The sequence below is a fragment of the Agromyces binzhouensis genome, assembly GCF_042672355.1.
Classification (GTDB): Bacteria; Actinomycetota; Actinomycetes; order Actinomycetales; family Microbacteriaceae; genus Agromyces; species Agromyces binzhouensis.
Map to the genome: position 1 here is coordinate 62,930 of NZ_JBHXVJ010000008.1, position 21,202 is coordinate 84,131.

Sequence of the window (21,202 nt, forward strand, 5' to 3'; positions counted from 1 at the left end):
CCCGATGGACACGCCGATGCCCGAGGCATCCGGATTCGAGCACCTGACCATCACGACCCCGGGGCTCGCCTCGCACGTCGCGGTCGTCGGCGAGGGCGATCCCGTCGTGATGCTGCACGGGTTCCCGCAGCACTGGTGGCAGTGGCGCGACATCGGGCCGCGGCTGGCCGAGCAGGGCTATCGGGTGATCTGCCCCGACCTGCGCGGTGCCGGCTGGACCGTTGCCGAGAGCCCGGGGATCGAGCGCGAGACCCGCCTGCGCGACCTCGTCGCGATCCTCGATGCGATGGGCCTCGACCGCGTGCGACTGGTCGGTCATGACATGGGCGCGATGGCGGCGATGCAGCTCGCCTACGCCGACCCCGAGCGCGTCGAGGCGCTCGTGTGGCTCGCCGCGCCGCCGCCGTTCATGTCGTTCAGCCCCAAGATGCTGGGCGCGCTGCGTCACCTTCCACCGCTCGTGTGGCACCGGCCCGGCCGGTCGTTCGCGGGACTCTTCGGTCCGGAGTACGCGGCCCGGCCACTCGCACCCGGCACGGTCGAGGCGTACCTGGCGCCGATGCGACGCCCGGAGATCGACGGTGCCGTGCGCCGGCTCTACCGCGGGATGGTGCTGCCCGAGGCGATGCGCATCGCCAGGGGTGCCTACACGGCGCAGCGCCTCCGCCCCCCGACGCTCTGCGTGTTCGGCCGCCGCGACGGCGCCTACACCGAAGCCGACCTGCGTCGGCTCAGCGGCGTCCCGGCCCGGTACGCCGATCGCTTCGAGTTCGCGTTCATCGACGGGGCGTCGCACTTCATCACGGATGACGCGCCCGAGGCGGTCTCCGACGTGATCCTCGAGCACTTCATCAGGGCGGATGCCGCGGCGTGACGCCGTGGCATCGATCACACCGGACGCCGGATCCAGTCGAGCGTGAGGCTCGCGACCGCCTCGGGTGCGTCGTCGGGGAGCAGCTTGCCGGCGTCGTCGACGAAGGCGAACTCGACGTCGTCGGCGAATCGCGAGGGGTCCCCGCAGAGACGACGGATGAGCGGCTCGTCGAACCTGGTGTCGACCCGGCCGAAGGCGAAGAGGGTGGGGACGGTCAGGCGCATGCGCGTGTAGGTGCCGCGGCTCAGCCGCATCGACTCGGGGACGACCATGCCGCGATAGAGCGGGCGCACGGCGCCGTCGATCTCGGGTCGCTGCATGGGGGCGAGGTGCATGTCGATGATCTCGTCCGCCGTCGGCCCGGCGTTGTACTGGTCGGCCCAGACGCCCCGCAGCGAGGCTCCCGGACGATGCCACAGCAGCTTCGGCATGTGCCGGAACGCGGCGACGAGCTTCGGGCTGAACGAGATGAATCCGGGCGGTACCGAGAGCTGCACCGCCCGCCCCACGCGGTCGGAGTGGGTGTAGGCGAGCTGTATCGCGGTGATCGCGCCCATGTCGTGGCTGACGAGGTGGACACGCCCGATGCCGAGGGCGTCGAGCACGGCGAGCAGGTCGTGCATCCGCGTCTCGCGTTCGATGCCGGGGTCGTCGGCCTCGGTCCAGCCGGCGCCGCGGAGGTCGGGGCAGATCACGCGGTATCCCCGCTCGGCGATCCGGGGCGCGACCTCGCGCCACTGCCACCAGTGCAGCGGGAAGCCGTGCAGCATCACGATGGGCTCGCCGTCGCCGTCGCCGATGGTGGCGACGTGGGTGCGCAGGCCGGGGGTCTCGACCATGAGGTGCTCGAAGCCGGATGCCTCGGGCAGCTGCGGCGCCCGGGACGGCGTTGCGAAGGTGGAATCGCGGTGAGGTTCAGGTGCACGCATGACGACTCCTTCGTCGAGCGGATTCTACTATGTTTATAGTACCTCTGCCTGGTGGGCGTGTCCAGATGTCTTTCGGGGGCCCGTCGCCCGAGTCGACGCCATGGTGGCAGCCGCGGCGTGGTGCACTGTGCGGCGAGCGGCATGACGGGTGCGCGCTCGCGTTCCTCGCCCAGAGTCGTTGACGATCCATGCCGACGGCGTGAGTATTGGAGCCAGCGAGCATCCATACCGGATGGGTCGGCGTGACGATCACCACGATGGAAGCATCTGCCCGACGAGAGTGGACAACGCCGCTCCTGCGAGCAACCGGGGTTGCGGCGATGCTCGGCAGCGTGCTTTTCGTGCTCGCCGTCATTCTGCATTCGCTGGAGCCCGTCGGATGCATCGCCGACGAGTGCGCCACGCGGTCGATGCGCTCAGCGACCCCCATGGTCGCTGCGCTGTTGATCGCGGCCGTGCCCCTCATCCTCGTCGGCATCGCCGGCCTTCTCGTCATGGCGCGGCGGTACGGGCGCCACATCAAGCTGGCGAATGCGGGCACGGTCACCGCGGCCGTCGGATTCGCCATCCTGTTCCTCAGCGTGCTCGTTCAAGCCCTGTTCTTCGACGGTGACCTGCCGTGGATGCCATTCCTCGTCATTCCAGGGTCGATCGGCGTCATCGTCGGCTTCCTGATGATCGCGATCTTCATCCTTCGCTCCGGACTGATCCCGCTCTGGCTCGGGATCTTCTTCGCCGTGAGCAGCGTGCTGCTCCTCGCGTCCAATGAGCAGACGGCCTCGGTGCTGTTCGCGATTCCGTTCGGGCTGGCGATCGGCGCGGTGGGATTCTTCATGTGGACGAATGGCAAGCGAATGCTCCCGATCGCCCCGGGTCCGGCCTGATCGGCCGCTCGCTCACCCCGGCCCGCGCCGCCCGAACACCCCCGCGAACACCGCGTGCAGCAGCGGGATCACCGACACACCGAGCAGGATGCCGCCCCACACCGGCTCATCCGGCCGCAGCAGGATGCCGCCCAGGAACAGCCCGACGAAGACGACGGCCGAGACGATGCGCCCGGCCGTGCGCTCGAGGCGCGCCATCCGGTGCTCGATGCGGGGCGAGTTCGCGACGAGGCGGCCGTTCTCGATGCGGTCGACGACCTTGTCGAGGCGACCAGGCAGGCGCCAGGCCGTGCCGGCGACCGACATCGCCTCGCGGCCGAGCGCCTGGACGATGTTGCCGCGCTCGTCGCGGAGGAGCTTGGCGGCGTAGGGCTCGACGGCGTCCCACATGTTGAACTCGGGGTCGAGCGAGCTGCACATGCCCGAGGTCAGCGACATGGCGCGGATGATGAGCAGGAAGTTCTCGGGCAGCTGGAACGGCAGCGTGCGCATGACGTCGCTGAACTCGATCGCGAACCTACGCAGCTCGCGCTCGTCGACCTGCGCGAGCTCGGCGAAGCCCATGCCGCCGAAGCGCGCGAACAGCTCGGTCATCGCCCGCTCGAGCTCCGCGGTCTCGGCGGTCGGCAGCAGGAAGCCGACGCTGCGGAAGCTCTCGACCAGCCGCTTGCCGTCGCGCGAGGCGACCGCGATCATCAGCTGCTGCAGCGCCTGCCGCAGCCCGTCGGGCACCTGGCCCATCATGCCGAAGTCGATGAAGGTGAGCTTCCAGGCGGGCGAGGCGGGCGAGGCAGCGGATGCCGCGTCGGGCGCCGGCCCCGCGGCATCCGTCGTCACCTGCGTCGAAGCGGATGCCGCGGCATCCGTCTCGCCGGACAGCACCCCGACCGGCGTGACGAAGATGTTGCCCGGATGCGGATCCGCGTGGAAGTACCCGTCGCGGAAGAGCTGGTCGAACATGACGGCAGCGAACTGCTGGGCGACGGCCTTCGGGTCGATGCCGGCCGCGACGAGGGCCGCGCGGTCGTTGATCTTGATCGCGGTGACGTCGGCGAGGGTGAGCACGCGGCGGGTGGTGCGCTCCCAGACGACCTCGGGCGCGGCGACGCGCGGGTCGCCGGCGAAGCTCGCGGCGAACCGCTCGGCGTTGCCGGCCTCGTTGACGTAGTCGATCTCCTCGAGGCTCGTCGTGGCGAACTCCTCCACGAGGGAGGGCAGGTCGACGCGGCTCGCGACGAACCGCACGCGGCTGAGCCACCCCGCGATGCGACGCAGTGCGGCGAGGTCGGTGTCGACGATCACCTCGATGCCCGGTCGCTGCACCTTCACGACGGCCTCGTCGTAGCCCATGTCGCCGGCGTCGATGGGGGAGAGGCGGGCGCGGTGCGCCTGGCCGAGGGATGCGGCGGCCACCGGCGTCGGGTCGAACGACGCGTACGCGCGGTCGAGCGGCATGCCCAGCTCGGCCTCGGCGAGCGCGCGGATGCGGTCGAACGGCACAGGCGGCACTTCGTCCTGCAACCCGGCGAGTTCGCGCGTGATCTCGGGCGGCAGCACGTCGAGCCTCGAGGAGAGGTACTGGCCGACCTTGATCATGAGGCCGCCGAGGTCGACCGCGAGGTCATGGAAGCGCTGCGCGATGCGGGTCAGCCGCGCTTCGCGCCCGCGCGCGACGAAGCCGGACAGGCCGAACCGTGGCAGCACGAGCTCGAACCACCAGGTCTGCACCATGTATCGCGCGGCGAACCGGAGGATCCGTCGGTAGCGGGCGCGCGTGTTCCCCACATCGGGCATCCTGCCTGTCGGACGCCGACGTGTCGAGGGCACTCGGTCAGCCCTGGGCGAGGATCGAGTACAGCCGGCGGCGTGCGTCCTCCAGCACCTCGACGGCTTCCTTCACCTGCTCGGGGGTGCCGGAGCGCCCGACCTGCGCGGCCGCCTGCGCGAGCTCGATGCCGGCCTTGGGCAGTGCGCCCGACATGCCGAAGTCGCGTCCGCCGCCTCCACCGCCGCCGCCGGGCGGGGTGGGCCAGGGGGTGCGGTCAGCGGATGCCTCGGCCTCGGCCTTGCCCGCGTCGGTCAGCGTGTACGTCTTGCGCCCGCCCTCCTCTTCGGCGGTGATGAGGCCCTCGTCGGCGAGGAGCTGCAGGGTCGGGTACACCGAGCCCGCGCTCGGCTTCCACGCGCCCCCGCTGCGCTCGGCGATCTCGTTGATGATCTGGTACCCGTGCATCGGCTTCTCGGCCAGCAGCGCGAGCACCGCCGCGCGCACGTCGCCCTTGCCCATGCGCGGTGCGACCTTCTGCTCGAACATGCCGCGCAGCTGCTCCATCGCGTCCCAGATGCCCTGGCCGGGATTGCCCCTGCCCCAGTTGCCCGAGCCGCTGCCGAAGCCGCTTCCGCCGTACGAATCGCTCATGATGACCTCCCTGAAACCGGGGCCCTGATCGGGTCTCGCGATATGTCAACGATATATCGCTGAGTGCTGTACTGGTCGTGAATCTGCTGAGAGGAATCGCGTGCGCCAGAATCGGAACCACCATGACGAGCACCCGCGCGGATGACGTGCATCCCTCCCCGGCGCGCATGCGCATCGCCGACCTGCACCCGGAGCTCCGACGTGCGTACCGCTGGTTCCCTCGCCCGCAGGTGCGGCGCGGCTGGCAGCGACGGATGGCGCAGGCTGCGTTCGCCCTCATCCCGCCGCCGAAGCCGACGGCGGGCGTGCGATTCGAGCGGATCGACTTCGACGCTCCCGGCACGGGTGCCCGGGTCTTCACGCCCGACGATGCAGCGGCGTCGGGTGCGCCCGCCCGCGCGGCCCTGATCTGGATCCACGGCGGCGGCCTCGTGATCGGCGCCGCCGCGGCGGACGATCGGTTCTGCGCCGACCTCGCGGAGCGACTCGGCATCGTGGTCGTCTCGGTCGAGTATCGGCTCGCGCCGCAGCATCCGTTCCCCGTGCCGCTCGACGACTGCGTCGCGGCGTGGGAGTGGGTGCAGGATGCCGCGTCCGCTCGTGGCATCGACCCGGCGCGGGTCGCGGTCGGCGGGGAGAGCGCGGGCGGAGGACTCGCGGCCGCGCTCGCGCAGCGCCTGCTCGCCGACGGCGGACCGCAGCCCGCCGTGCAGCTGCTGTACTGCCCGATGCTCGACGACCGCACCGCGGCGCGCCGCGAACTCGACGCGGTCCGGCATTTCGCCTGGACCAACCGCGACAACCTCGTCGGCTGGTCGTCGTACCTCCAGATGCCGCCGGGCGCCGACGCCGTGCCCGACTTCGCCGTGCCCGCGCGCCGCGCCGATCTCAATGGACTTCCGCCGGCGTGGATCGGCGTCGGCGACGTCGATCTGTTCCACGACGAGGACGTCGCATACGCCCAGGCGCTCCGCGATGCGGGCGTCGAGTGCACGGTCGACGTGGTGCCGGGCGCGCCGCACGGCTTCGAGTCGATCGCCCGGGGCGCGGGCGTGACGCGCGCCTTCCACGCCCGGGCGCGGGCGTGGCTGGGGGAGCGGCTCGCGGCATCCGCCGAGCGCTGAGCACGCCGAGCGCTGAGCACGCCGAGCGCTGAGCACGCCGAGCGCTGAGCACGCCGAGCGCTGAGTACGCCGAGTGCTGAGCACGCACAGCCCTCAGGCGCAGCGCGGACGCCGCCGAACGGCGTCATGCGGCCCGGAGCGCTCATGCGGCCCGGAGCGCTCATGCGGCCCGGAGCGCTCACGCGGCACGCTCTTCGCGCAGCTCGAAGCGCGCTCGTCCGCCCAGTCGTGGCACCTGTGCCGGGTCGATGTGCGGTGGCGGGATGAACCAGACGTCGGTCGGGCCGGCGTGGATCTTCCATCCGTCGCGGTGGATCATGTGGTGGCAGAAGCTGCAGAGCAGGACTCCGTTCACGAGGTCCGTCGGGCCGGCGTCGCGTTCCCACCAGTCGATGTGGTGGGCTTCGACGTACCCGATGTTCTGGCCGCACGAGGCGCAGCCGCCGTCGCGCTCGCCGAGCGCGAGCCGCTGCACCCTGGTGAAGAGGCGAGCGGCCCGGCCGAGGTCGAGGGGGAGGCTGCCGCCGCCGAGTACGGCGGGGATGAGTTCGGCATCGGCGGCCATTCGACGGGCGGTGCCCGCCGAGATCGGCTGCTCGAGACCGTCGACTCGAGCGTGCCCGAGCCCCTCGACGAGCGCATCGAGGTCGACGCGCACGACGACCGTGGTCTTGGCGAGCGGCGTGAGGGTCTGGGTGCAGCCGAGCGTGTGGCGGGCGAGTGCGGCGAGTGCGTCGGCCTGGATCTGCGGGATCGTGCGATGGTCGTCGATGACCGGGCCGCGCCCACCGTCGGCTGGTCGGCCGTCGGCGAGCGTGCGATCGCCGAGGGCGCGTCCGCCCGATTCGCGCCTGCGCAGCGCGTCGCTGACGAGCGCCTCGATCGCCGCCTTCACCGGAGCCGCGCTCTCGGGATCGAGTCGGGCATGCAGGTGCACGATGCCGCGGCCGTCTTCCCGCATGGTCACCGAGCGCTCCATGCGCAGCTCGTCTTCGCGGGGTTCGACACCGTCTGGATCCAGCCGCGCCTCGGCCTCGCGCACGCCACGCAGGAGGGTCTCGAGCGGCACCCGCTCAGCCAGGTCGACGAGCGCACGCTCGACGACCTGGACCCGGTCGGGCTCGGATCGCATCGACGCCCGGTCGAGCATGGTCGTGATCGCGGATGCCGCCTCGAGGCTGATCCCAGCCGCCTCGACGGCCTCGGCCACGTGTGGATGCCGTGCCGGGAGCCGGTCCCCGGTGAAGGTCTGCCGCTCCGCGGTGGCGGTGCCGACCGCGATCAGCCGGCGCGCGTCGCCGAGCGACCCTCCGGTGGCCGCGGCGAGGAGGCGGGTCGGGTTGTGGAACCCCTGCGACTTGGCGAACCCGGTTTCGCCGAACTCCGGCCCGGACCGCTTCGACACCTCGGCGGCGACCCTCGCCAGCAGCGCGTCGACGTCGCGGCGAACCGTCGCCAGCGCATCGGTGACCCGCATGAGCCCGCCGTCGCTCAGTTGCTCGATCTCGACCTGCGCGCCCCCAGGCACGGCGACCCACGTCGGCGATCCACCCGCCCACACCTCGCGCAGTGCTGCGAGATCTCGCCCCAGCGCAGCGAGCGCGCCGAGCGGATGCTGCGGGGCCGGGGGTTGTTCCATGCTTCGATCCTGCACCCACCCACCGACATCCGATCGCCCCAGAAATGACGCATGACCAGCGTATTTGCCTGTGAATGGCACCGCCCGACGTGCGCCTGTGGAGGACGAGTCGTGGCGCGGCATCCGACACCTGGCATCCATCGCGCTCCCGACGTGGCGGCGCGCCGCCCGACGTGCTGCGGCGCCTCCGCGCGGAGCATCCCGAGCTGAGGGCACTGATCCGCGAGAGCGAGCCGTGGGAGACCATCGCGCTCGTCGCGTCGGGTCAGCTCGATCCCGGCACCGTGCACTGGTGGGCCAGGTTTGCGCCGCCGTGCCCGATCACCCGGTCGAGACCCCCCGTGGCCGCTCGCGGGCCGGCCGATGCGTGGGTCGGCGCCCTACCCGACCATCGGCGAGACATCCGTCACGATGTTCCCGAACCGGACCCCCTCGAAGAAGAACGGCCCAGCGCCATCCCACGACTCGAGTGAGATGCCCGCGAAGGACGCCTGCGTGATCAGGGTCCACGCGAGCACGAAGACGACGATCCCGACGACGGCGCGATCGAGGCGACGGACGGCGTCCGACTGGTCGACGGCGCGACGCAGCACTCCGGTCATCGTCGCGAACACGATGACCGCGATCACCGCGTACGCGAAGCCCGACGGCTCGAGCGTCACCGTGAGGCAGAGCGGCGCGGCATCCGTCGCCCGGCCGGCCCCATCGAGATACCCGCCGTCGCCCGTGACCCCGCCCGCGCACGTGGCCTTGCTCGCCCCGCCGATCAGGCTGTACGCGAAGGCGGCGCCGATCGCCCAGCCGAGCAGCCGCCGCACCCGCCACAGCACCGCAGCGCCGGGAAGGGTCGAGACCGTCGAGCTGGACGGCAGGGACACGGTGTCGGGCATGCGGGCCTCCGCGGTGGTAGGGGTGCGGCCATGCTGGCAGCGCCCGGGCGCGAGGTGCAAGAGGCAGGGGCGGATGTCGCGAGGCCCCGATGCCGTCGGGTCGTGCGCCGCGTCCCGTACGACCGGCCCGCGTCAGCCCGACCGCGGCCCCACGGCGTGCAGGGCGGATGCCTCCGGCGCATGCCGCGCCGGCTTCGCCCTCCGCCGCCCCGGCGCGTTCGCGACGAACACCCCCGCCACGAGCACCGCCCCGCCGACCGTCTCCCACAGGTTCGGCACCTGCCCGAGCAGCACCGCCGCCGACGCCATCGCGACGACCGGCGCGAGGAGCACCCACGGCACGACCGATGCCGACCGGTTCCGCGCCAGCAGTCCGTTGAAGATCGCGTAGCCGACGAGCGTGCAGAGGCCCGCGGTGTAGAGCGTCGACAGGATGGGCCGCCATCCGAATGCGGCGATGCCGGCGGCGATCGCGTCGGGTCCCTCGATGAGTGCCGACAGGCCGAGCGCCGGCAGCGGCACGACGAGTGACGACCACACGGTGAGCGAGAGCGCGCCGAACCGCCGCGCCGGCGCGACCGGGCCGGCCCGCCGCGCCACCACGTTCCCGATCGCCCACGAGAGCGCGGCGAGCAGGCACAGCACGACCGCGAGCGCGGGCGCGTCGCCGCCGCGCCCGAGCGCCACGACGCCGAGCCCGATCGTCCCGAGCCCGACCCCGATGACCTGCAGGCGGGTCGGGCGCTCGCGAAGCGCGAGCGCGGCGACGAGGATAGTCAGCACGACCTGCGCCTGCAGCAGCAGTGCGGCGATGCCGGGCTGCAGCCCGAGCGCGATCGACGTGTAGAGCAGGGCGAACTGGCCGAGGCTCATGAAGAGGCCGACGCCGACGACGGTCTTCCAGCTTGCGAGCGGCCGCGGCACGACGACCACGGCGAGGGCGACGACGGCGAAGCGCACCGCGACGAAGAACAGCGGCGGGATGCCATCCATGCCCCAGTCGATCACGACGAAGTTGAAGCCCCACATCGTCGCCACCAGGGCGGCCAGCAGCATGTCGCGTCTCGTCATGGGTCAAGGTTCGCCCGCGGCATCCGGAAACACCAGCGACCATTTCTGCTCCTGAATCGGTAGCATCGCTGCATGATCGATCGCAGGCGGCCGGCGGCACCGAGCGCGGAGACGCCGAGGGGCTCGGGATGACCCGAGCCCCTCGTTCGTGCGTGCCGCGATGAGGTGCGGCGTCGGTGCTACTTCTGCACGAAGTCGACCAGCACGCGGGTGACCTCGTCGGCGTGCGTCCAGAGCATGCCGTGCGGGGCGCCCTCGATCTCGACGTACTCCGCCGACGGCAGGCGCTTGGTGAACTCGCGCGCGGTGGCGTCGATCGGCAGGATCCGGTCGGCGGTGCCGTGCACGATGAGCGCAGGCACGTCGATCTTCTCGATGTCGGTGCGGAAGTCGGTGAGCCAGGACTGGACGACGGCGGAGGAGGCGAACCATCCGCTCGACGACGCGGTGTTCCAGCTCGCGCGGACCGCGGCCTCGCCGATGCGGGTGCCGAGGTTCTCGTCGAGGTTGTAGAAGTTGTGGAAGAAGTCGTCGAACCACGCGTAGCGGTCGGCCTTCGCCGCCTGCTCGATGCCGGCGAAGACCTCGGCGGGAACGCCCGCGGGGTTGTCGTCGGCCTGCAGCAGGTACGGCTCGAGCGAGGCGAGGAAGACGGCCTTCGCCACGCGCTCGCTGCCGTGGGTTCCGAGGTAGCGCCCGACCTCGCCCGTGCCCATCGAGAACCCGACGAGGATGGCGTCGCGGAGGTCGAGGGTCTCGAGCACGACCTTCAGGTCGCCCGCGAAGGTGTCGTAGTCGTAGCCGACGGTCGGCTTCGAGGACCGGCCGAATCCGCGACGGTCGTACGTGATGACGCGGTAGCCGGATGCGAGCAGGGCGGCGGACTGCTTCTCCCAGGATTCGCCGCTCAGCGGGTACCCGTGGATCAGCACGACGGGCTGCCCGGATCCGTGGTCCTCGTAGTAGAGGTCGATGTCGCTCGAGTTCTCGGTTCCGACGGTGATGAACGGCATGTATGCCAGCTCCTTCGAATCAGTGCCTAACCGGATGGAATGGTCGTGGTGGTTAGTGCGTTGACGAGTGCAACACGATAACCGGTGAGATATTCCGAGGGGGTTAGAATCGATGCAGAACGCGATCGATGACGGAGGTGGGGCCATGCCGACGGATGCCACGCACGCGGGCGCCGGATCGCTCCTGCTGGATCTCGTGAACTCCCGGCTCGAGTTCGACGACCACGTCGACGACGAGCTCGCGACGGATGCCGAGGCCGCGGCATGGCTCGTCGCCCACGGCGGCACGGGCGACGACGACGAGATCGCCGACGCCCGCGCCGCCCGCCCGCTGCTGGCGAGGTTCCTCCGGGGCCAGGCTCCCATCGAGGACCTCGAGCCGTGGACCGGTGCGATCACGCGGCGTCCCGCCTTCGGTCCGGATGGCGCTCGGTGGCGCGAGGACCTCGCCCCGGGGCGGCGGATCGGCGCGCGCGCCATGCTCGAGTGGGCCGACCTGCAGGGGCCCGAGGGCTCGCGCATCCGGCCGTGCGCGGCATCCGACTGCCAGCACTTCTTCATCGACACCAGCCGGGCGAACACCCGTCGGTGGCACTCGATGGAGACCTGCGGCAACCGCGCGAAGGCACGCCGGCACTCGGCGCGCGCCAAGCTCGGCTGAGCCGCTCGCTGCATCGTCCTTCCGGGGGTCATGGGTCGCCCGCGGCATCCGGAAACATGAAGGACTATCTCTGCACCCGAATCGGTAGCATCGCTGCATGATCGATCTCGAAGCCGTGGTCGCGCTGCGCGCGGTCGCCACGAACGGCAGCGTCGCGGCGGCGGCCGACGCGCTCGGGTTCACGCCGTCGGCGGTGTCGCAGCAGATCAAGCGCCTCGAGCGCGGCACGCGGGTGGCGCTGCTCGAGCGGGCCGGTCGCGGGGTGGTGCTGACGGATGCCGCCCGCCAGCTCGTCACGTCCTCGGCGACGGTGCTCGCCGACCTGGAGCGCATCGAGGCCGACCTGCATCTCGCGAGCAGCGCGACGGGGGCGGATGGCGCGGCCGCGCGCCGCATCACCGGCGAGGTCCGCATCGGCGCCTTCTCGACCGCGGTGCGGGGCCTGCTGGTCGATGTATTGCCGCGGCTGCGCGCGGAGCATCCGGAGCTGCGGGTGCCGATGCGCGAGAGCGAGCCGTGGGAGACGATCGCGCTCGTGGCATCCGGTCAGCGCGACCTCGGCATCGTGCACCGGTGGGGCGGCGTCGCGCTCGCGATGCCCGATCACCTGATCGAGACGCCCCTGTTCACGGATGTCGCGGACGTGATCCTGCGCCGCGAGCACCCGCTCGCCAGCCGCACCGAGCTGACCCCGGCCGACCTCGCCGAGGAGGAGTGGGTCGCGACGTTCGACTCGACCATCTGCCGCCAGTGGCTGCGGCGCCTGTTCGACGGCGTCTCGAACGCGCCGCGCATCGTCCACGAGTCGATGGAGTTCGAGAACCACCTCGAGCTCGTGCGTGCCGGTCTCGGGGTGGCGTTGGTGCCGCGCCTCGGGCGGTCGCCGCTGCCCGACGATCTCGTGGCGATCCCGACGGTCGAGCCGGCGTCGGTGCGCGGCGTCGCGGCCGTGCATCGCCGGAGCCAGGCCGACTCGCCCGCGCTGCAGGCGGTGCTCGATGCGGTGCGGGTCGGGGCGGTGGGTCGCGACGCCGCGTGAGGTGCGCCCAGCTCAACCGATCTCTGCGGCGCCGCTCAGCCGAGCTTCGAGGATCACCGCACGCGCCAGCTGCACGCTGCGCGCCTGTCCCGCCGCGAAGCGCATGAGGCCGAACGGCGCTCGCAGGTCGAGTTCGTCGACGACATGCGAGCCGGCGCCGCTGGCGGTGATGTCGAAGCGGTAGCGCATTCGCACCCAGCCGGGGCTGCGCACGTCGCCGCCGACGGTGAGCCCGGCCGGGTCGCCGTCATCGCGGCGCAACGTCACACGGATGTGGTTGTCGAGGTGACGCCCGAACGGCAACGGGAAGCGCTCGACCGCGGTGTAGTGCGTCGTGCCGTCGACGTCGGCGATGTCGCGAACCTCGACGATGAGCGGCGACAGGCCGAGGTAGTTGCGGGGGTCGGCGAGGTGGTCGGCGATGAGGTCGGGCTCGACGGCGAGGTCGAACTCGTGACGGATGATTCGGCGGGGCATTCGGGTCCTCTCGGTGGCACCACCGTAGTGGGGGCGGCTCCCGGGACCAACGCCCCCTCGACGCCGACGCCCCAGCACGCAAAGCTGGGCAGCGAAGCCGACAGAACGGAGCATTCCGATGACGATCACGAAGTCCGACCGCAGCACCGGTGACACCCTCGGGTTCGTCGTGTCCGGCGAGGTGACGAAGGCCGACTACGACGTGATGACGCCCGCGGTCGAGGCCGCGGTCGTAGAGCACGGCACGGTGAAGCTGCTGCTCGACGTCACCGACTTCCGGTGGGAGAAGGTCGGCGCGTGGGGTGCCGACCTGCACTTCGGTCACGAGTTCCACGAGAAGGTCGCGCGCATGGCGCTCGTCGGCAACAGGAAGTGGGAGGAGTGGCTCGCCCACCTCGCCACCCCGTTCTACGCGAAGGAGGCGGCGTACTTCGAAGACCCGGATGCCGCCTGGGCCTGGCTCAAGAGCTGACCCCCGGGATGCGGCGGACCTCAGAGCTCAGCCGTGGCTCGGACGCGCGGCTCGGTGGCGCCGTGAGCGTGATCGGAGCAGGCTCGCCGAATTCCGGGTGCGATGGTGCGCAGCCGCAGCGTCGCAAGGTCACCGAGGATCCTGGGCCCGGGCTCGTGCTGCTCATGCCGCCCGGTCTTCGCGCAGCGCGAATCGCGCCTTGCCTCCGAGGCGTGGGACTTGAGTTGGGTCGATGTGGGGTGGCGGGATGAACCACACGTCGGTGGGGCCTGGCCGGATCTGCCATCCGTCGCGGTGGATCATGTGGTGGCAGAAGGAACACAGAAGCACGCCGTTCGAGAGGTCGGTCGGGCCGGCATCTCGCTCCCACCAGTCGATGTGGTGCGCTTCGACGAAGCCGATGTTCTGGCCGCAGGACGCGCAGCCGCCGTCGCGCTCGCCGAGGGCGAGCCGTTGCGCTTTCGTGAAGAGGCGGGCGGTGCGGCCGAGGTCGAGCGGGAGGCTCTCGCCGCCGAGCACGGCAGGGATGATCTCGGCATCGGCGGCCATTCGGCGGGCGGTCGCTGCCGAGATCGGCTGCTCGAGGCCGTCGATCCTGGCGAGGCCGAGTCCGTCGACGAGGGTGTCGAGGTCGAGGCGCACGATCATCGTCGTCTTCGCGAGCGGCGCCAGAGTCTGGCCGCAGCCGAGCGTGTGGCGGGCGAGCGCGGCGAGGGCGTCGGCCTGGATCTGCGGGATGGTGCGATGGTCGTCGACGACCGGGCGCAGCCCACCGGCGCCCATCGCCGCTCCGTCCGGGCCGCCGCCCGTGGCTTCGCCGGGTCGGCGTCGTCGCAGCGCGTCGCTGACGAGCGCTTCGATGGCGGCTTTCACGGGCGCCGCGCTCTCGGGGTCGAGCCGGGCGTGCAGGTGCACCACACCCCGCCGGTCTTCCCGCATGGTCAGCGAGCGCTCCATCCGGATTTCGTCTTCGCGCGGCTCCACCCCGTCGGGATCGAGCCGAGCTTCGGCCTCGCGCACGCCACGTGTGAGCGTCTCGAGCGGCACCCGCCCGGCCAGATCGACGAGGGCGCGCTCCACGACCTCCGCCCGGTTCGTCTCGGCGCGCCTCGACACTCGCTCGAGCATGGTCGTGATCGCGGATGCCGCCTCGAGGCTGATCGTCGCCGCCTCGACGGCCGCGGCGACGTGCGGGTGCCGCGCCGGCATCCGGTCACCGCTGAACGACTGCCGCTCGGCCGTCGCGGTGCCGACCGCGATCAGCCGGTGCGCGTCGGCTCGCGAGCCGCCGGTCGCTGCCGCGATCAATCGCACCGGATTGTGGAAGCCCTGCGCCTTGGCGAGCCCGATCTCCCCGAACTCCGGCCCCGATCGCTTCGTCACCTCGGTGGCGAGTCTCGCGAACAGGGCGTCGACCTCGCGCCGGACCTTCGCGAGCCCGTCGACAACCTGCATGAGCCCGGCATCGCCCATCTGCTCGGCCTCGACCTGAGCCGACCCGCGGGACGCGCCCCACGCCGGCATTGCGCCGACCCACGCTTCGCGAAGCTCAGCCAGATCGCGCTCCAGTGCCACGAGCGCACTCGACGCCGGAGGCGCATCGGGCTCGAGTCGCAGGGGTTCCATGTCTCCATCCTGCAGGCACCCACCGACATCCGATCGCACCGGAAAGCCGCCACGATCAGGGATTCTACCTGTGGATGAATCCGATCGATCAGCACGTGTGGAGGAGGAATGCACGACGTGCTGCCGGCAGGGCGACATGCGCCGACGAGGCGCAGCGCGACATCCGGCGGGCCAGGAGACATGCGCCGACGAGGCGCTGCACGACATCTTGGGGGAAGGGTGGCATCCGCGGGCGGCTTGGGCCCAGCTCCGGAGCCGACGTCGACACGACCCTGCCCCCTCACACCGCCCGGCGCACGCAGCAGGGCGACCGGGGTCGCCCCCGGCCGCCCTGCCGCGACATCCGCCCGCGCCTACCCGCCGGCCAGGCTCAGCACCAGCCGCACCGAGAGCGCCACGACCGACACCAGCCCGATGACGCCGAGCACGTTCTGCCACCAGCGGTTGCGCATCTCGCCCATGAGGCTGCGGCGGTTGGCCATCACGATGATGAGCACGGCGAGCAGCGGCGCGACGAGCACGGTGAGCGCCTGGGCGATCACGATGAGCTGCACGGGCGCCTGCTGGAAGACGAGCGCGACGGTGACGCCGAAGGCGAGGATGGCGGCGCTCACGATCTTCGCGGTCCGCGAGCCCGACGAGGCGCCGCGGCCGAGTCCGTCGGACAGCATGGTGCCGCCCGCGGTCGCGTTGGCGATCATCGACGAGAACGCGGCCCCGAAGAACCCGAGCGCGAAGAGGGTCGATCCGATCGGTCCGGCGAGCGGCTCGAAGATCCCGCCGAGGGCGACGATGGTCGCCGCGGCCTCGCCGGTCGAGCCGAGCACGGCGGCGGCGACGACGATGACGAGCGAGGTCATGATGCCGGGGGCGACGATGCCGGGGATGGTGTCGACGATCGTGACGTCGCGGTACTGCTCCTCGGTGCGGCCGCGTTCCTTCGTGCCGTACGAGGTGTAGAAGGCGGCGTTGACGCTGAAGTTGGTGCCGACGAGCGCGACGATCAGCAGCCAGGCGCCGTCGGGCGCGGTCGGGATGAGGCCCGACGCCGCCTCGACCCAGTCGGGGTTGGCGATGAACGCGCTGATGATGAACGCGACCGACATCGCGGCGACGGCGACGACGAGCACCTTCTCGATGACGCGGTAGACGTTGCGGAAGAGCAGGAGCGCGGCGACGCCGACCGTGCAGATCACGGTCCACATGATCGGCGCGCCGCCGAGCATCATCGAGAGGCCGAGCCCCGCGCCGACCGCATTGCCGACCGAGAACATGAGCGTGATGAGGAACACGCCGATGCCGGCGAGCACGCCCACGGGCGTGCCCAGGTGGTCCTTGATCGACGAGATGAGCGACACGGGCGACTTGATGCCGAGCCGCACGCTCATGTCGGTGAGGAAGATCATGAGGACCGTCGACACGACGACGACCCAGATCAGCGTGTACTGGTAGCCGCTTCCGGCCTGCACGGCGGTGGTGAGGTTGCCGGGCCCGAACTGCCAGGCGCCGGCGACGAACGCGGGGCCGATCAGCGCGAGCTGCTGCCAGAACGATCGGCGCCGGCCGCTCGATTCGACGATGGCGCGCATCGACTCGGTCGAGACGCGGCCGTACCCGGTGCCCGGGGTCGTGGTGGTGTGGCGGGTCTTGGTTCGCTCACTCATCGCGAGCCTCCTTCTTCGGAGTGCGGCGCCTGGCCGCGCAGTCGTCATTGACTCGGGTGCCGCACTTCGACGGCGACGATCCTACGCCTCGTCGGCCGGGATCGGTGGGGGCGGGCGGGGGCCGGATGTCGCCGGCCCCCGCCGCGGGGATCAGACGGTGACGCCGACCTTCTCGAGGCCGGCCGACGCGAAGGCCGCCGCGATCTCGGCGTCCGCGCCATCCGGCAGCGGCAGCAGCGGGGTGCGCACGGTGGCGTGGTCGAGGATGCCGCGGTGCACGAGGCCCCACTTCAGGGCGACGGTGCCCTCCATGTGCGAGCCGCGGTGGTACACGTTCTTGGTGACGGGCAGCAGTCGCTCGTGGATGGCGTGGGCGCGCGGGTAGTCCTGCGCCTTGCCGGCCTCGATGAGCTCGATGAGCGCCTCGGGGGCGATGTTGCCGTAGCCGACGAGCAGGCCGTCGACGTCGAACATGGTGGGCAGCAGGTACTCGTCGTGGCACGAGAGGATCTGCAGCTCGGGGTACGCGGCGCGCAGGGCGGGGATCTCGGTGTACCAGCGCCGCATGTTGCGGACGCCGTTCTTGGTCGCGAACACGCCCTCCTGGCCGGCGATCTCGAGCTGCGTGTCGAGGTCGTAGGTGGCCTTGGTGTTGTCGGGGTACTGGAACAGGATCGACGGCAGGCCGCTCGTCTCGTAGATCTCGCGGTAACGGCTCTGGGGGGCGCCCTGCTGGTAGCCGAAGCGCAGCCAGCCGTGGGAGGGGTAGACCAGGCCGGCGGAGGCGCCGGCGGCCTTGGCGCGCTCGGCCTCGAGCGCAGCGACCTTATTGCCCTCGCCCGTGATGCCGGCGATGACCGGCACCCGGCCCTCGGTCGAGTCGACGAACGCGCGGATCACGTCGAGCTGCTCGTCGACCGTCAGGAAGGTGCCCTCACCCGCGTGGCCGAGCACGACGAGGCTCTTCACGCCGTCGATCGAGCCGAGCCACGAGCCCAGGCGCTGGATGGCGGCGAAGTCGATGTCGCCGTCGGTGGTGAACGGGGTCACGGGTGCGGGGTTCAGTCCGCGAAGGTCGAGTGCCATCGTCCGACTCCTTGTCTTTCTCTTCGTCGAGACCCGCGGTGTGGAAACGATATCGGGAACGTTTGCGGGAACGTTTGCAAGTATGCTTCATGACGTGAGCGACTGTCAACACCCGATTCCGGATGCCGCGTGGCGCGCGCCGTCGCATGGCGCCCGATCCCGCCGGTCGCCCGCCCGTAGACTCGCGGTGGCAGGAGGTTGAAGGTGGAGCGCACGCACGCCGGTGGGCCGGTCACGCTGAAGGATGTCGCGCAGGCATCCGGCGTGAGCATCTCGACCGTCAGCCGCATCCTCGACGACCGCACGCCGGCGTCCCGCAGCGAGACGGCGCAGCGCGTGCGACGGGTCGCGGAGGAGCTCGGGTACCGCCGCAACATGTTCGCCGCGAACCTCCGGCGCGGTGCCACGGGCACCATCGGCGTGCTCGTGCCGCGCCTGACCGACACCGTGATGGCGCTCATGTTCCAGGCGATCGAGGAGGCCGCCGGCCGGCGCGGCTACTTCGCCGTCGTCGCGACCTGCGGCGACGAACCCGACCACGAGCGCCGCGCCACCGAGACCCTCCTCGATCGCAACGTCGACGGCGTGATCCTCGCCACCGCCCGCCTCGACGACGAGCTCCCGGCGTCACTGCGCGCCCGCGACATCCCCCACGTCCTCGTGCTCCGCACCGACCGCATCAGCCCCTCGTCGCTCGGCGACGACGAGACCGGGGGATACCTCGCGACGCGCCACCTCATCGACCTCGGGCACCGCGACATCGGGATGGTGACCGGGCCGTGGTTCACCTCGAGCGCCCGCGACCGCCGCGCCGGCGCGGAGCGCGCCCTGCGCGAGGCCGGGCTCCCGATCGACGACGCCCGCATGCTCTCGGTCGGCTACGGCGTCGACGACGGCATCGAGGCGGGCACGCGCCTGCTCGACCGCCCCGACCGCCCGACGGCGGTCTTCGCCGCGAACGACAACCTCGCGATGGGCGTGCTCACCGCGGCGAGCGGCCTCGGCCTCCGCATCGGATCCGACCTCTCGATCGTCGGCTACAACGACATCCCCCTCGTCTCGCGCCTGCCGGTGGCGCTCTCCTCGGTGCGCACGCCGTTCGAGCAGATCGCCTCGACGGCGCTCGAGCTGCTGCTGTCGCCGGGGGAGGGGGAGCGGGGGATCCGGATGGCGCTGCCAACGCTGATCCCGCGGGCGTCGACGGCGGCGCGGGGGCGCTGACGTCGAGGAGCACGGCACGGTAGCTCCTCGTCTCTATTGGCAGGTCTACCACCATCTCGCAGAACTTTCCTCCGCACGCACCCCGATGCCAAGTGGCGGATGTATCGGGCTCGACTCCAATCTCGGCAAACCGATGCGTGGGGCGGCTGCATGGATCTGTGATACCTGAGATTGCGTGCCCTGCTGGGCAGGCTAAGTGGATGTCTTCGTGCCTGATGGTTAGGCTCCATCACTACAAGCATCAGCGACCCCACACCGGCATCGGCAGATCAACCCCAACAGACCGCGTTCACAACCTCACGGGGAACTACAGCGAGCGCGTCGGGTGGTCGCGTCCCCCGTAGCCCGCATATCGCAACGCGGCTTCGCGCCGAAGCTAGAGGCCCCGACTAGATCGGAGGCTCCGTACTCCTAACCCCGGCGAGCGGATCGGGCTGATGTGTCCACGCAACCCCTGGCAGCGGCTCGCTCCGAGGAATGGCGTCGGCGAGATCGCGCGCCGTTCCGATTCTTATGCAACTCGACGGAAGTTCGCTCACGCGGTCGGGGTGAACGGTGAAGAGAAGCCGAAAGTCGACGGAGCCGCCGAAGACGATCTGGTAGGGATCACGTCCGGCTAGATTCGCGACGCGTTCGACTACTGCGGGAACAGGAACCGCACTAAGGTCAACTTCGAACCGGACGTTGCTGGCGGTGCCCAGTTGCTCAACGGTCGCACGCAGCCCGTCAGACGTGTCTTGACACGCTGTTGCCAGACCACGCTCGGACAAGAACTGCCCGAGATCAACGTGTGGCTCTACTCGGCGCCAGGAATGGAGTAGCTCTTCTTCATCAGAACCCGCGAGAGACCACCCCTGACGCTCCTTGCCCTCGAAATAGACCATCGCAGCCAGCGCGACACCGGTGGGACCACTCAGCATTAGAGCATCGCCTACCTTGGCGCCGGTCCGTGTTAGGGCGGAGCCTTCCCGCACCACTCCAACGGCGGCGGCAGAAAGAATCAATCTGTCGGACGTCCCGATGTCGCCGCCAACATTTGGGCACTTGAACCGACTAGTGCACTCCCGGATTCCCAGCATGACATCGCGGAAATCTTCGTCGGAGAATTCCTTCGGGTATCGCACCACGGTAGTCATCGCCAGTGGAACCGCTCCCATCGCGGCGAGGTCACTAATGTTCGCCGCGGCGAGATAGTATCCAACATCGAAGTTCCCGAGGTGGCCAAGCTCGTAGAGCAGAAATCCTGCACCTCGAACGTAGTCAGAACCGAAAACCAGTGTCCCGCGACCGTTGAAGTCGAACCACGCGCAATCGTCACGTGCATCAGCTCCGCCTCTCAGGATGAAAGAGAAATCTCGATCAATGACGCTGTGCGCGTCGCTCTGGTGTGCGAACAAATCGGAGGTGATCATTTCAACACGCTCCGGTTCTGAAGACCACGCTTCACCGGTCATCTGCAGCTCCCCAATCGGCAAGTGACGCTCGAACAATCGACGGATTAAGGCATTTGTCTGACCAGGTGCTGTCGAGCGAGAGTCCGGTTGCGCGGCCGACCAGGCTCCGGGCGTACTGCCTGTGAGGAGGCGCCCAGTCGATCGCCAGCTGCATACTCTCCAAGTTCCCGACCATTACATATTCGCGACCGAATGCGTGATCGGTCACTTCGCGAAGGCCGAGTGGAGAAGACACGCGGATGCCAGCTTCAGCCCGAAAGATGTCCAACACGGCAGCTGCGTCGACGCTGAACAGATGGATGTGAGCATGCGTAACGCACGACGGGTCGCGCTCCAGGCTCGCAGTCGATCCATGCTCGATGAGGGTGACCGTGCCAAACTGAGAACGGTACTCCTCAATGAATTCGATCACTTCTGCGGTGCGCGCATCGCGATCCTCGCTTAAGAAGTCAGCGAAGCTCAGGAAGTGCGAGGTCGCGAACAGTAGGCAATGGTTTGGGTGGAGGGGTGCGAGATCAGGTACGAGCGCCAATCGGCTGTTACGTCTCAGAACTCGGCCGGTATCGGGAACCCCCCACACCGCGTAATATTCTGGCTGCACGCCTCCGCCAAGTTCAATGCAAATCTCGCAATCCGACGGCGATGTGTAGCCACTCATG

The 21,202-nt window shown here is 70.2% G+C and carries 20 protein-coding genes; 7 read left to right on the forward strand and 13 right to left on the reverse strand.

The window, feature by feature from the left end:
• The first annotated feature begins 4 nt into the window (after positions 1 to 4).
• On the forward strand, positions 5 to 874 hold the full coding sequence (locus ACFVHK_RS14340; protein ID WP_376929396.1) for an alpha/beta fold hydrolase: 870 nt from the start codon (positions 5 to 7) through the stop codon (positions 872 to 874).
• A gap of 14 nt (positions 875 to 888) precedes the next feature.
• Here ACFVHK_RS14340 and ACFVHK_RS14345 read toward each other — a convergent pair whose 3' ends face one another.
• On the reverse strand, positions 889 to 1,803 hold the full coding sequence (locus ACFVHK_RS14345) for an alpha/beta fold hydrolase (protein WP_376929397.1): 915 nt from the start codon (positions 1,801 to 1,803) through the stop codon (positions 889 to 891).
• A gap of 242 nt (positions 1,804 to 2,045) precedes the next feature.
• Between ACFVHK_RS14345 and ACFVHK_RS14350 the strand changes: the two genes are divergently transcribed.
• Positions 2,046 to 2,687 carry a hypothetical protein gene (locus ACFVHK_RS14350; protein WP_376929398.1) on the forward strand — a complete coding sequence of 214 codons (642 nt, stop codon included), beginning with the start codon at positions 2,046 to 2,048 and terminating at the stop codon, positions 2,685 to 2,687.
• A 12-nt stretch (positions 2,688 to 2,699) separates the two neighbouring features.
• Here the strand turns inward: ACFVHK_RS14350 and ACFVHK_RS14355 are convergent, their stop codons facing one another.
• A complete protein-coding gene (locus ACFVHK_RS14355) occupies positions 2,700 to 4,481 on the reverse strand; it encodes an ABC1 kinase family protein (RefSeq protein ID WP_376929399.1) in 1,782 nt (593 codons plus the stop codon).
• Positions 4,482 to 4,518: 37 nt separating this feature from the next.
• Positions 4,519 to 5,106, reverse strand: coding sequence for a PadR family transcriptional regulator (locus ACFVHK_RS14360; RefSeq protein ID WP_376929400.1), 588 nt, complete (start codon positions 5,104 to 5,106; stop codon positions 4,519 to 4,521).
• 122 nt (positions 5,107 to 5,228) lie between these two features.
• On the opposite strand from ACFVHK_RS14360, the gene ACFVHK_RS14365 reads away from it, so the two are divergent.
• Positions 5,229 to 6,230 (forward strand): alpha/beta hydrolase, encoded by a 1,002-nt coding sequence (locus ACFVHK_RS14365; RefSeq protein WP_376929401.1) that lies wholly within the window; start codon positions 5,229 to 5,231, stop codon positions 6,228 to 6,230.
• A 178-nt stretch (positions 6,231 to 6,408) separates the two neighbouring features.
• On the opposite strand, the gene ACFVHK_RS14370 is transcribed toward ACFVHK_RS14365, so the two are convergent.
• From ACFVHK_RS14370 to ACFVHK_RS14385, 4 genes are all read right to left on the reverse strand, one after another.
• A complete protein-coding gene (locus ACFVHK_RS14370; protein WP_376929402.1) occupies positions 6,409 to 7,869 on the reverse strand; it encodes an HNH endonuclease signature motif containing protein in 1,461 nt (486 codons plus the stop codon).
• Between the two features lie 380 nt (positions 7,870 to 8,249).
• A complete protein-coding gene (locus ACFVHK_RS14375; protein WP_376929403.1) occupies positions 8,250 to 8,759 on the reverse strand; it encodes a hypothetical protein in 510 nt (169 codons plus the stop codon).
• A 132-nt stretch (positions 8,760 to 8,891) separates the two neighbouring features.
• Entirely contained in the window at positions 8,892 to 9,830 is a 939-nt protein-coding gene (locus tag ACFVHK_RS14380; RefSeq protein ID WP_376929404.1) for an EamA family transporter, read from the reverse strand.
• Positions 9,831 to 10,009: 179 nt separating this feature from the next.
• Entirely contained in the window at positions 10,010 to 10,843 is an 834-nt protein-coding gene (locus ACFVHK_RS14385; RefSeq protein WP_376929405.1) for an alpha/beta fold hydrolase, read from the reverse strand.
• A gap of 112 nt (positions 10,844 to 10,955) precedes the next feature.
• On the opposite strand from ACFVHK_RS14385, the gene ACFVHK_RS14390 reads away from it, so the two are divergent.
• Together ACFVHK_RS14390 and ACFVHK_RS14395 are read left to right on the forward strand one after the other, a co-directional pair.
• Positions 10,956 to 11,504 (forward strand): CGNR zinc finger domain-containing protein, encoded by a 549-nt coding sequence (locus ACFVHK_RS14390; protein WP_376929406.1) that lies wholly within the window; start codon positions 10,956 to 10,958, stop codon positions 11,502 to 11,504.
• Between the two features lie 97 nt (positions 11,505 to 11,601).
• Positions 11,602 to 12,543 carry a LysR family transcriptional regulator gene (locus tag ACFVHK_RS14395; protein ID WP_376929407.1) on the forward strand — a complete coding sequence of 314 codons (942 nt, stop codon included), beginning with the start codon at positions 11,602 to 11,604 and terminating at the stop codon, positions 12,541 to 12,543.
• A 12-nt stretch (positions 12,544 to 12,555) separates the two neighbouring features.
• On the opposite strand, the gene ACFVHK_RS14400 is transcribed toward ACFVHK_RS14395, so the two are convergent.
• On the reverse strand, positions 12,556 to 13,020 hold the full coding sequence (locus ACFVHK_RS14400; RefSeq protein ID WP_376929408.1) for an SRPBCC family protein: 465 nt from the start codon (positions 13,018 to 13,020) through the stop codon (positions 12,556 to 12,558).
• 118 nt (positions 13,021 to 13,138) lie between these two features.
• On the opposite strand from ACFVHK_RS14400, the gene ACFVHK_RS14405 reads away from it, so the two are divergent.
• Positions 13,139 to 13,492: a SpoIIAA family protein gene (locus tag ACFVHK_RS14405; protein WP_376929409.1), complete on the forward strand. Its 354-nt coding sequence runs from the start codon at positions 13,139 to 13,141 to the stop codon at positions 13,490 to 13,492.
• 162 nt (positions 13,493 to 13,654) lie between these two features.
• Here ACFVHK_RS14405 and ACFVHK_RS14410 read toward each other — a convergent pair whose 3' ends face one another.
• From ACFVHK_RS14410 to ACFVHK_RS14420, 3 genes are all read right to left on the reverse strand, one after another.
• Positions 13,655 to 15,118 (reverse strand): HNH endonuclease signature motif containing protein, encoded by a 1,464-nt coding sequence (locus tag ACFVHK_RS14410; protein WP_376929410.1) that lies wholly within the window; start codon positions 15,116 to 15,118, stop codon positions 13,655 to 13,657.
• Positions 15,119 to 15,471: 353 nt separating this feature from the next.
• The gene (locus ACFVHK_RS14415; protein WP_376929411.1) at positions 15,472 to 16,782 is read right to left on the reverse strand and encodes an Nramp family divalent metal transporter; all 1,311 of its coding nucleotides are present in this window, start codon (positions 16,780 to 16,782) and stop codon (positions 15,472 to 15,474) included.
• Between the two features lie 150 nt (positions 16,783 to 16,932).
• The gene (locus tag ACFVHK_RS14420) at positions 16,933 to 17,868 is read right to left on the reverse strand and encodes a dihydrodipicolinate synthase family protein (protein WP_376929412.1); all 936 of its coding nucleotides are present in this window, start codon (positions 17,866 to 17,868) and stop codon (positions 16,933 to 16,935) included.
• Between the two features lie 204 nt (positions 17,869 to 18,072).
• Here ACFVHK_RS14420 and ACFVHK_RS14425 point away from each other — a divergent pair, with 204 nt between their 5' ends.
• Positions 18,073 to 19,089, forward strand: coding sequence for a LacI family DNA-binding transcriptional regulator (locus ACFVHK_RS14425; RefSeq protein ID WP_376929413.1), 1,017 nt, complete (start codon positions 18,073 to 18,075; stop codon positions 19,087 to 19,089).
• A 389-nt stretch (positions 19,090 to 19,478) separates the two neighbouring features.
• Here ACFVHK_RS14425 and ACFVHK_RS14430 read toward each other — a convergent pair whose 3' ends face one another.
• The gene (locus ACFVHK_RS14430; RefSeq protein ID WP_376929414.1) at positions 19,479 to 20,543 is read right to left on the reverse strand and encodes a thiamine-phosphate kinase; all 1,065 of its coding nucleotides are present in this window, start codon (positions 20,541 to 20,543) and stop codon (positions 19,479 to 19,481) included.
• A complete protein-coding gene (locus tag ACFVHK_RS14435; RefSeq protein ID WP_376929415.1) occupies positions 20,533 to 21,201 on the reverse strand; it encodes a hypothetical protein in 669 nt (222 codons plus the stop codon). The genes ACFVHK_RS14430 and ACFVHK_RS14435 overlap by 11 nt, the downstream gene beginning before the upstream one ends.
• Position 21,202 lies beyond the last annotated feature (1 nt).

Excerpts from the sequence above, each read along its gene's own strand:
- ACFVHK_RS14410 (WP_376929410.1), bottom strand. The coding sequence starts at position 15,118 with ATGGAACCCCTGCGACTCGAGCCCGATGCGCCTCCGGCGTCGAGTGCG.
- ACFVHK_RS14390 (WP_376929406.1), top strand. The coding sequence starts at position 10,956 with ATGCAGAACGCGATCGATGACGGAGGTGGGGCCATGCCGACGGATGCC.
- ACFVHK_RS14400 (WP_376929408.1), bottom strand. The coding sequence starts at position 13,020 with ATGCCCCGCCGAATCATCCGTCACGAGTTCGACCTCGCCGTCGAGCCC.
- ACFVHK_RS14435 (WP_376929415.1), bottom strand. The coding sequence starts at position 21,201 with ATGAGTGGCTACACATCGCCGTCGGATTGCGAGATTTGCATTGAACTT.
- ACFVHK_RS14345 (WP_376929397.1), bottom strand. The coding sequence starts at position 1,803 with ATGCGTGCACCTGAACCTCACCGCGATTCCACCTTCGCAACGCCGTCC.
- ACFVHK_RS14405 (WP_376929409.1), top strand. The coding sequence starts at position 13,139 with ATGACGATCACGAAGTCCGACCGCAGCACCGGTGACACCCTCGGGTTC.
- ACFVHK_RS14370 (WP_376929402.1), bottom strand. The coding sequence starts at position 7,869 with ATGGAACAACCCCCGGCCCCGCAGCATCCGCTCGGCGCGCTCGCTGCG.
- ACFVHK_RS14395 (WP_376929407.1), top strand. The coding sequence starts at position 11,602 with ATGATCGATCTCGAAGCCGTGGTCGCGCTGCGCGCGGTCGCCACGAAC.
- ACFVHK_RS14385 (WP_376929405.1), bottom strand. The coding sequence starts at position 10,843 with ATGCCGTTCATCACCGTCGGAACCGAGAACTCGAGCGACATCGACCTC.
- ACFVHK_RS14360 (WP_376929400.1), bottom strand. The coding sequence starts at position 5,106 with ATGAGCGATTCGTACGGCGGAAGCGGCTTCGGCAGCGGCTCGGGCAAC.
- ACFVHK_RS14355 (WP_376929399.1), bottom strand. The coding sequence starts at position 4,481 with ATGCCCGATGTGGGGAACACGCGCGCCCGCTACCGACGGATCCTCCGG.
- ACFVHK_RS14365 (WP_376929401.1), top strand. The coding sequence starts at position 5,229 with ATGACGAGCACCCGCGCGGATGACGTGCATCCCTCCCCGGCGCGCATG.
- ACFVHK_RS14420 (WP_376929412.1), bottom strand. The coding sequence starts at position 17,868 with ATGGCACTCGACCTTCGCGGACTGAACCCCGCACCCGTGACCCCGTTC.
- ACFVHK_RS14380 (WP_376929404.1), bottom strand. The coding sequence starts at position 9,830 with ATGACGAGACGCGACATGCTGCTGGCCGCCCTGGTGGCGACGATGTGG.
- ACFVHK_RS14375 (WP_376929403.1), bottom strand. The coding sequence starts at position 8,759 with ATGCCCGACACCGTGTCCCTGCCGTCCAGCTCGACGGTCTCGACCCTT.
- ACFVHK_RS14430 (WP_376929414.1), bottom strand. The coding sequence starts at position 20,543 with ATGACCGGTGAAGCGTGGTCTTCAGAACCGGAGCGTGTTGAAATGATC.
- ACFVHK_RS14340 (WP_376929396.1), top strand. The coding sequence starts at position 5 with ATGGACACGCCGATGCCCGAGGCATCCGGATTCGAGCACCTGACCATC.
- ACFVHK_RS14415 (WP_376929411.1), bottom strand. The coding sequence starts at position 16,782 with ATGAGTGAGCGAACCAAGACCCGCCACACCACCACGACCCCGGGCACC.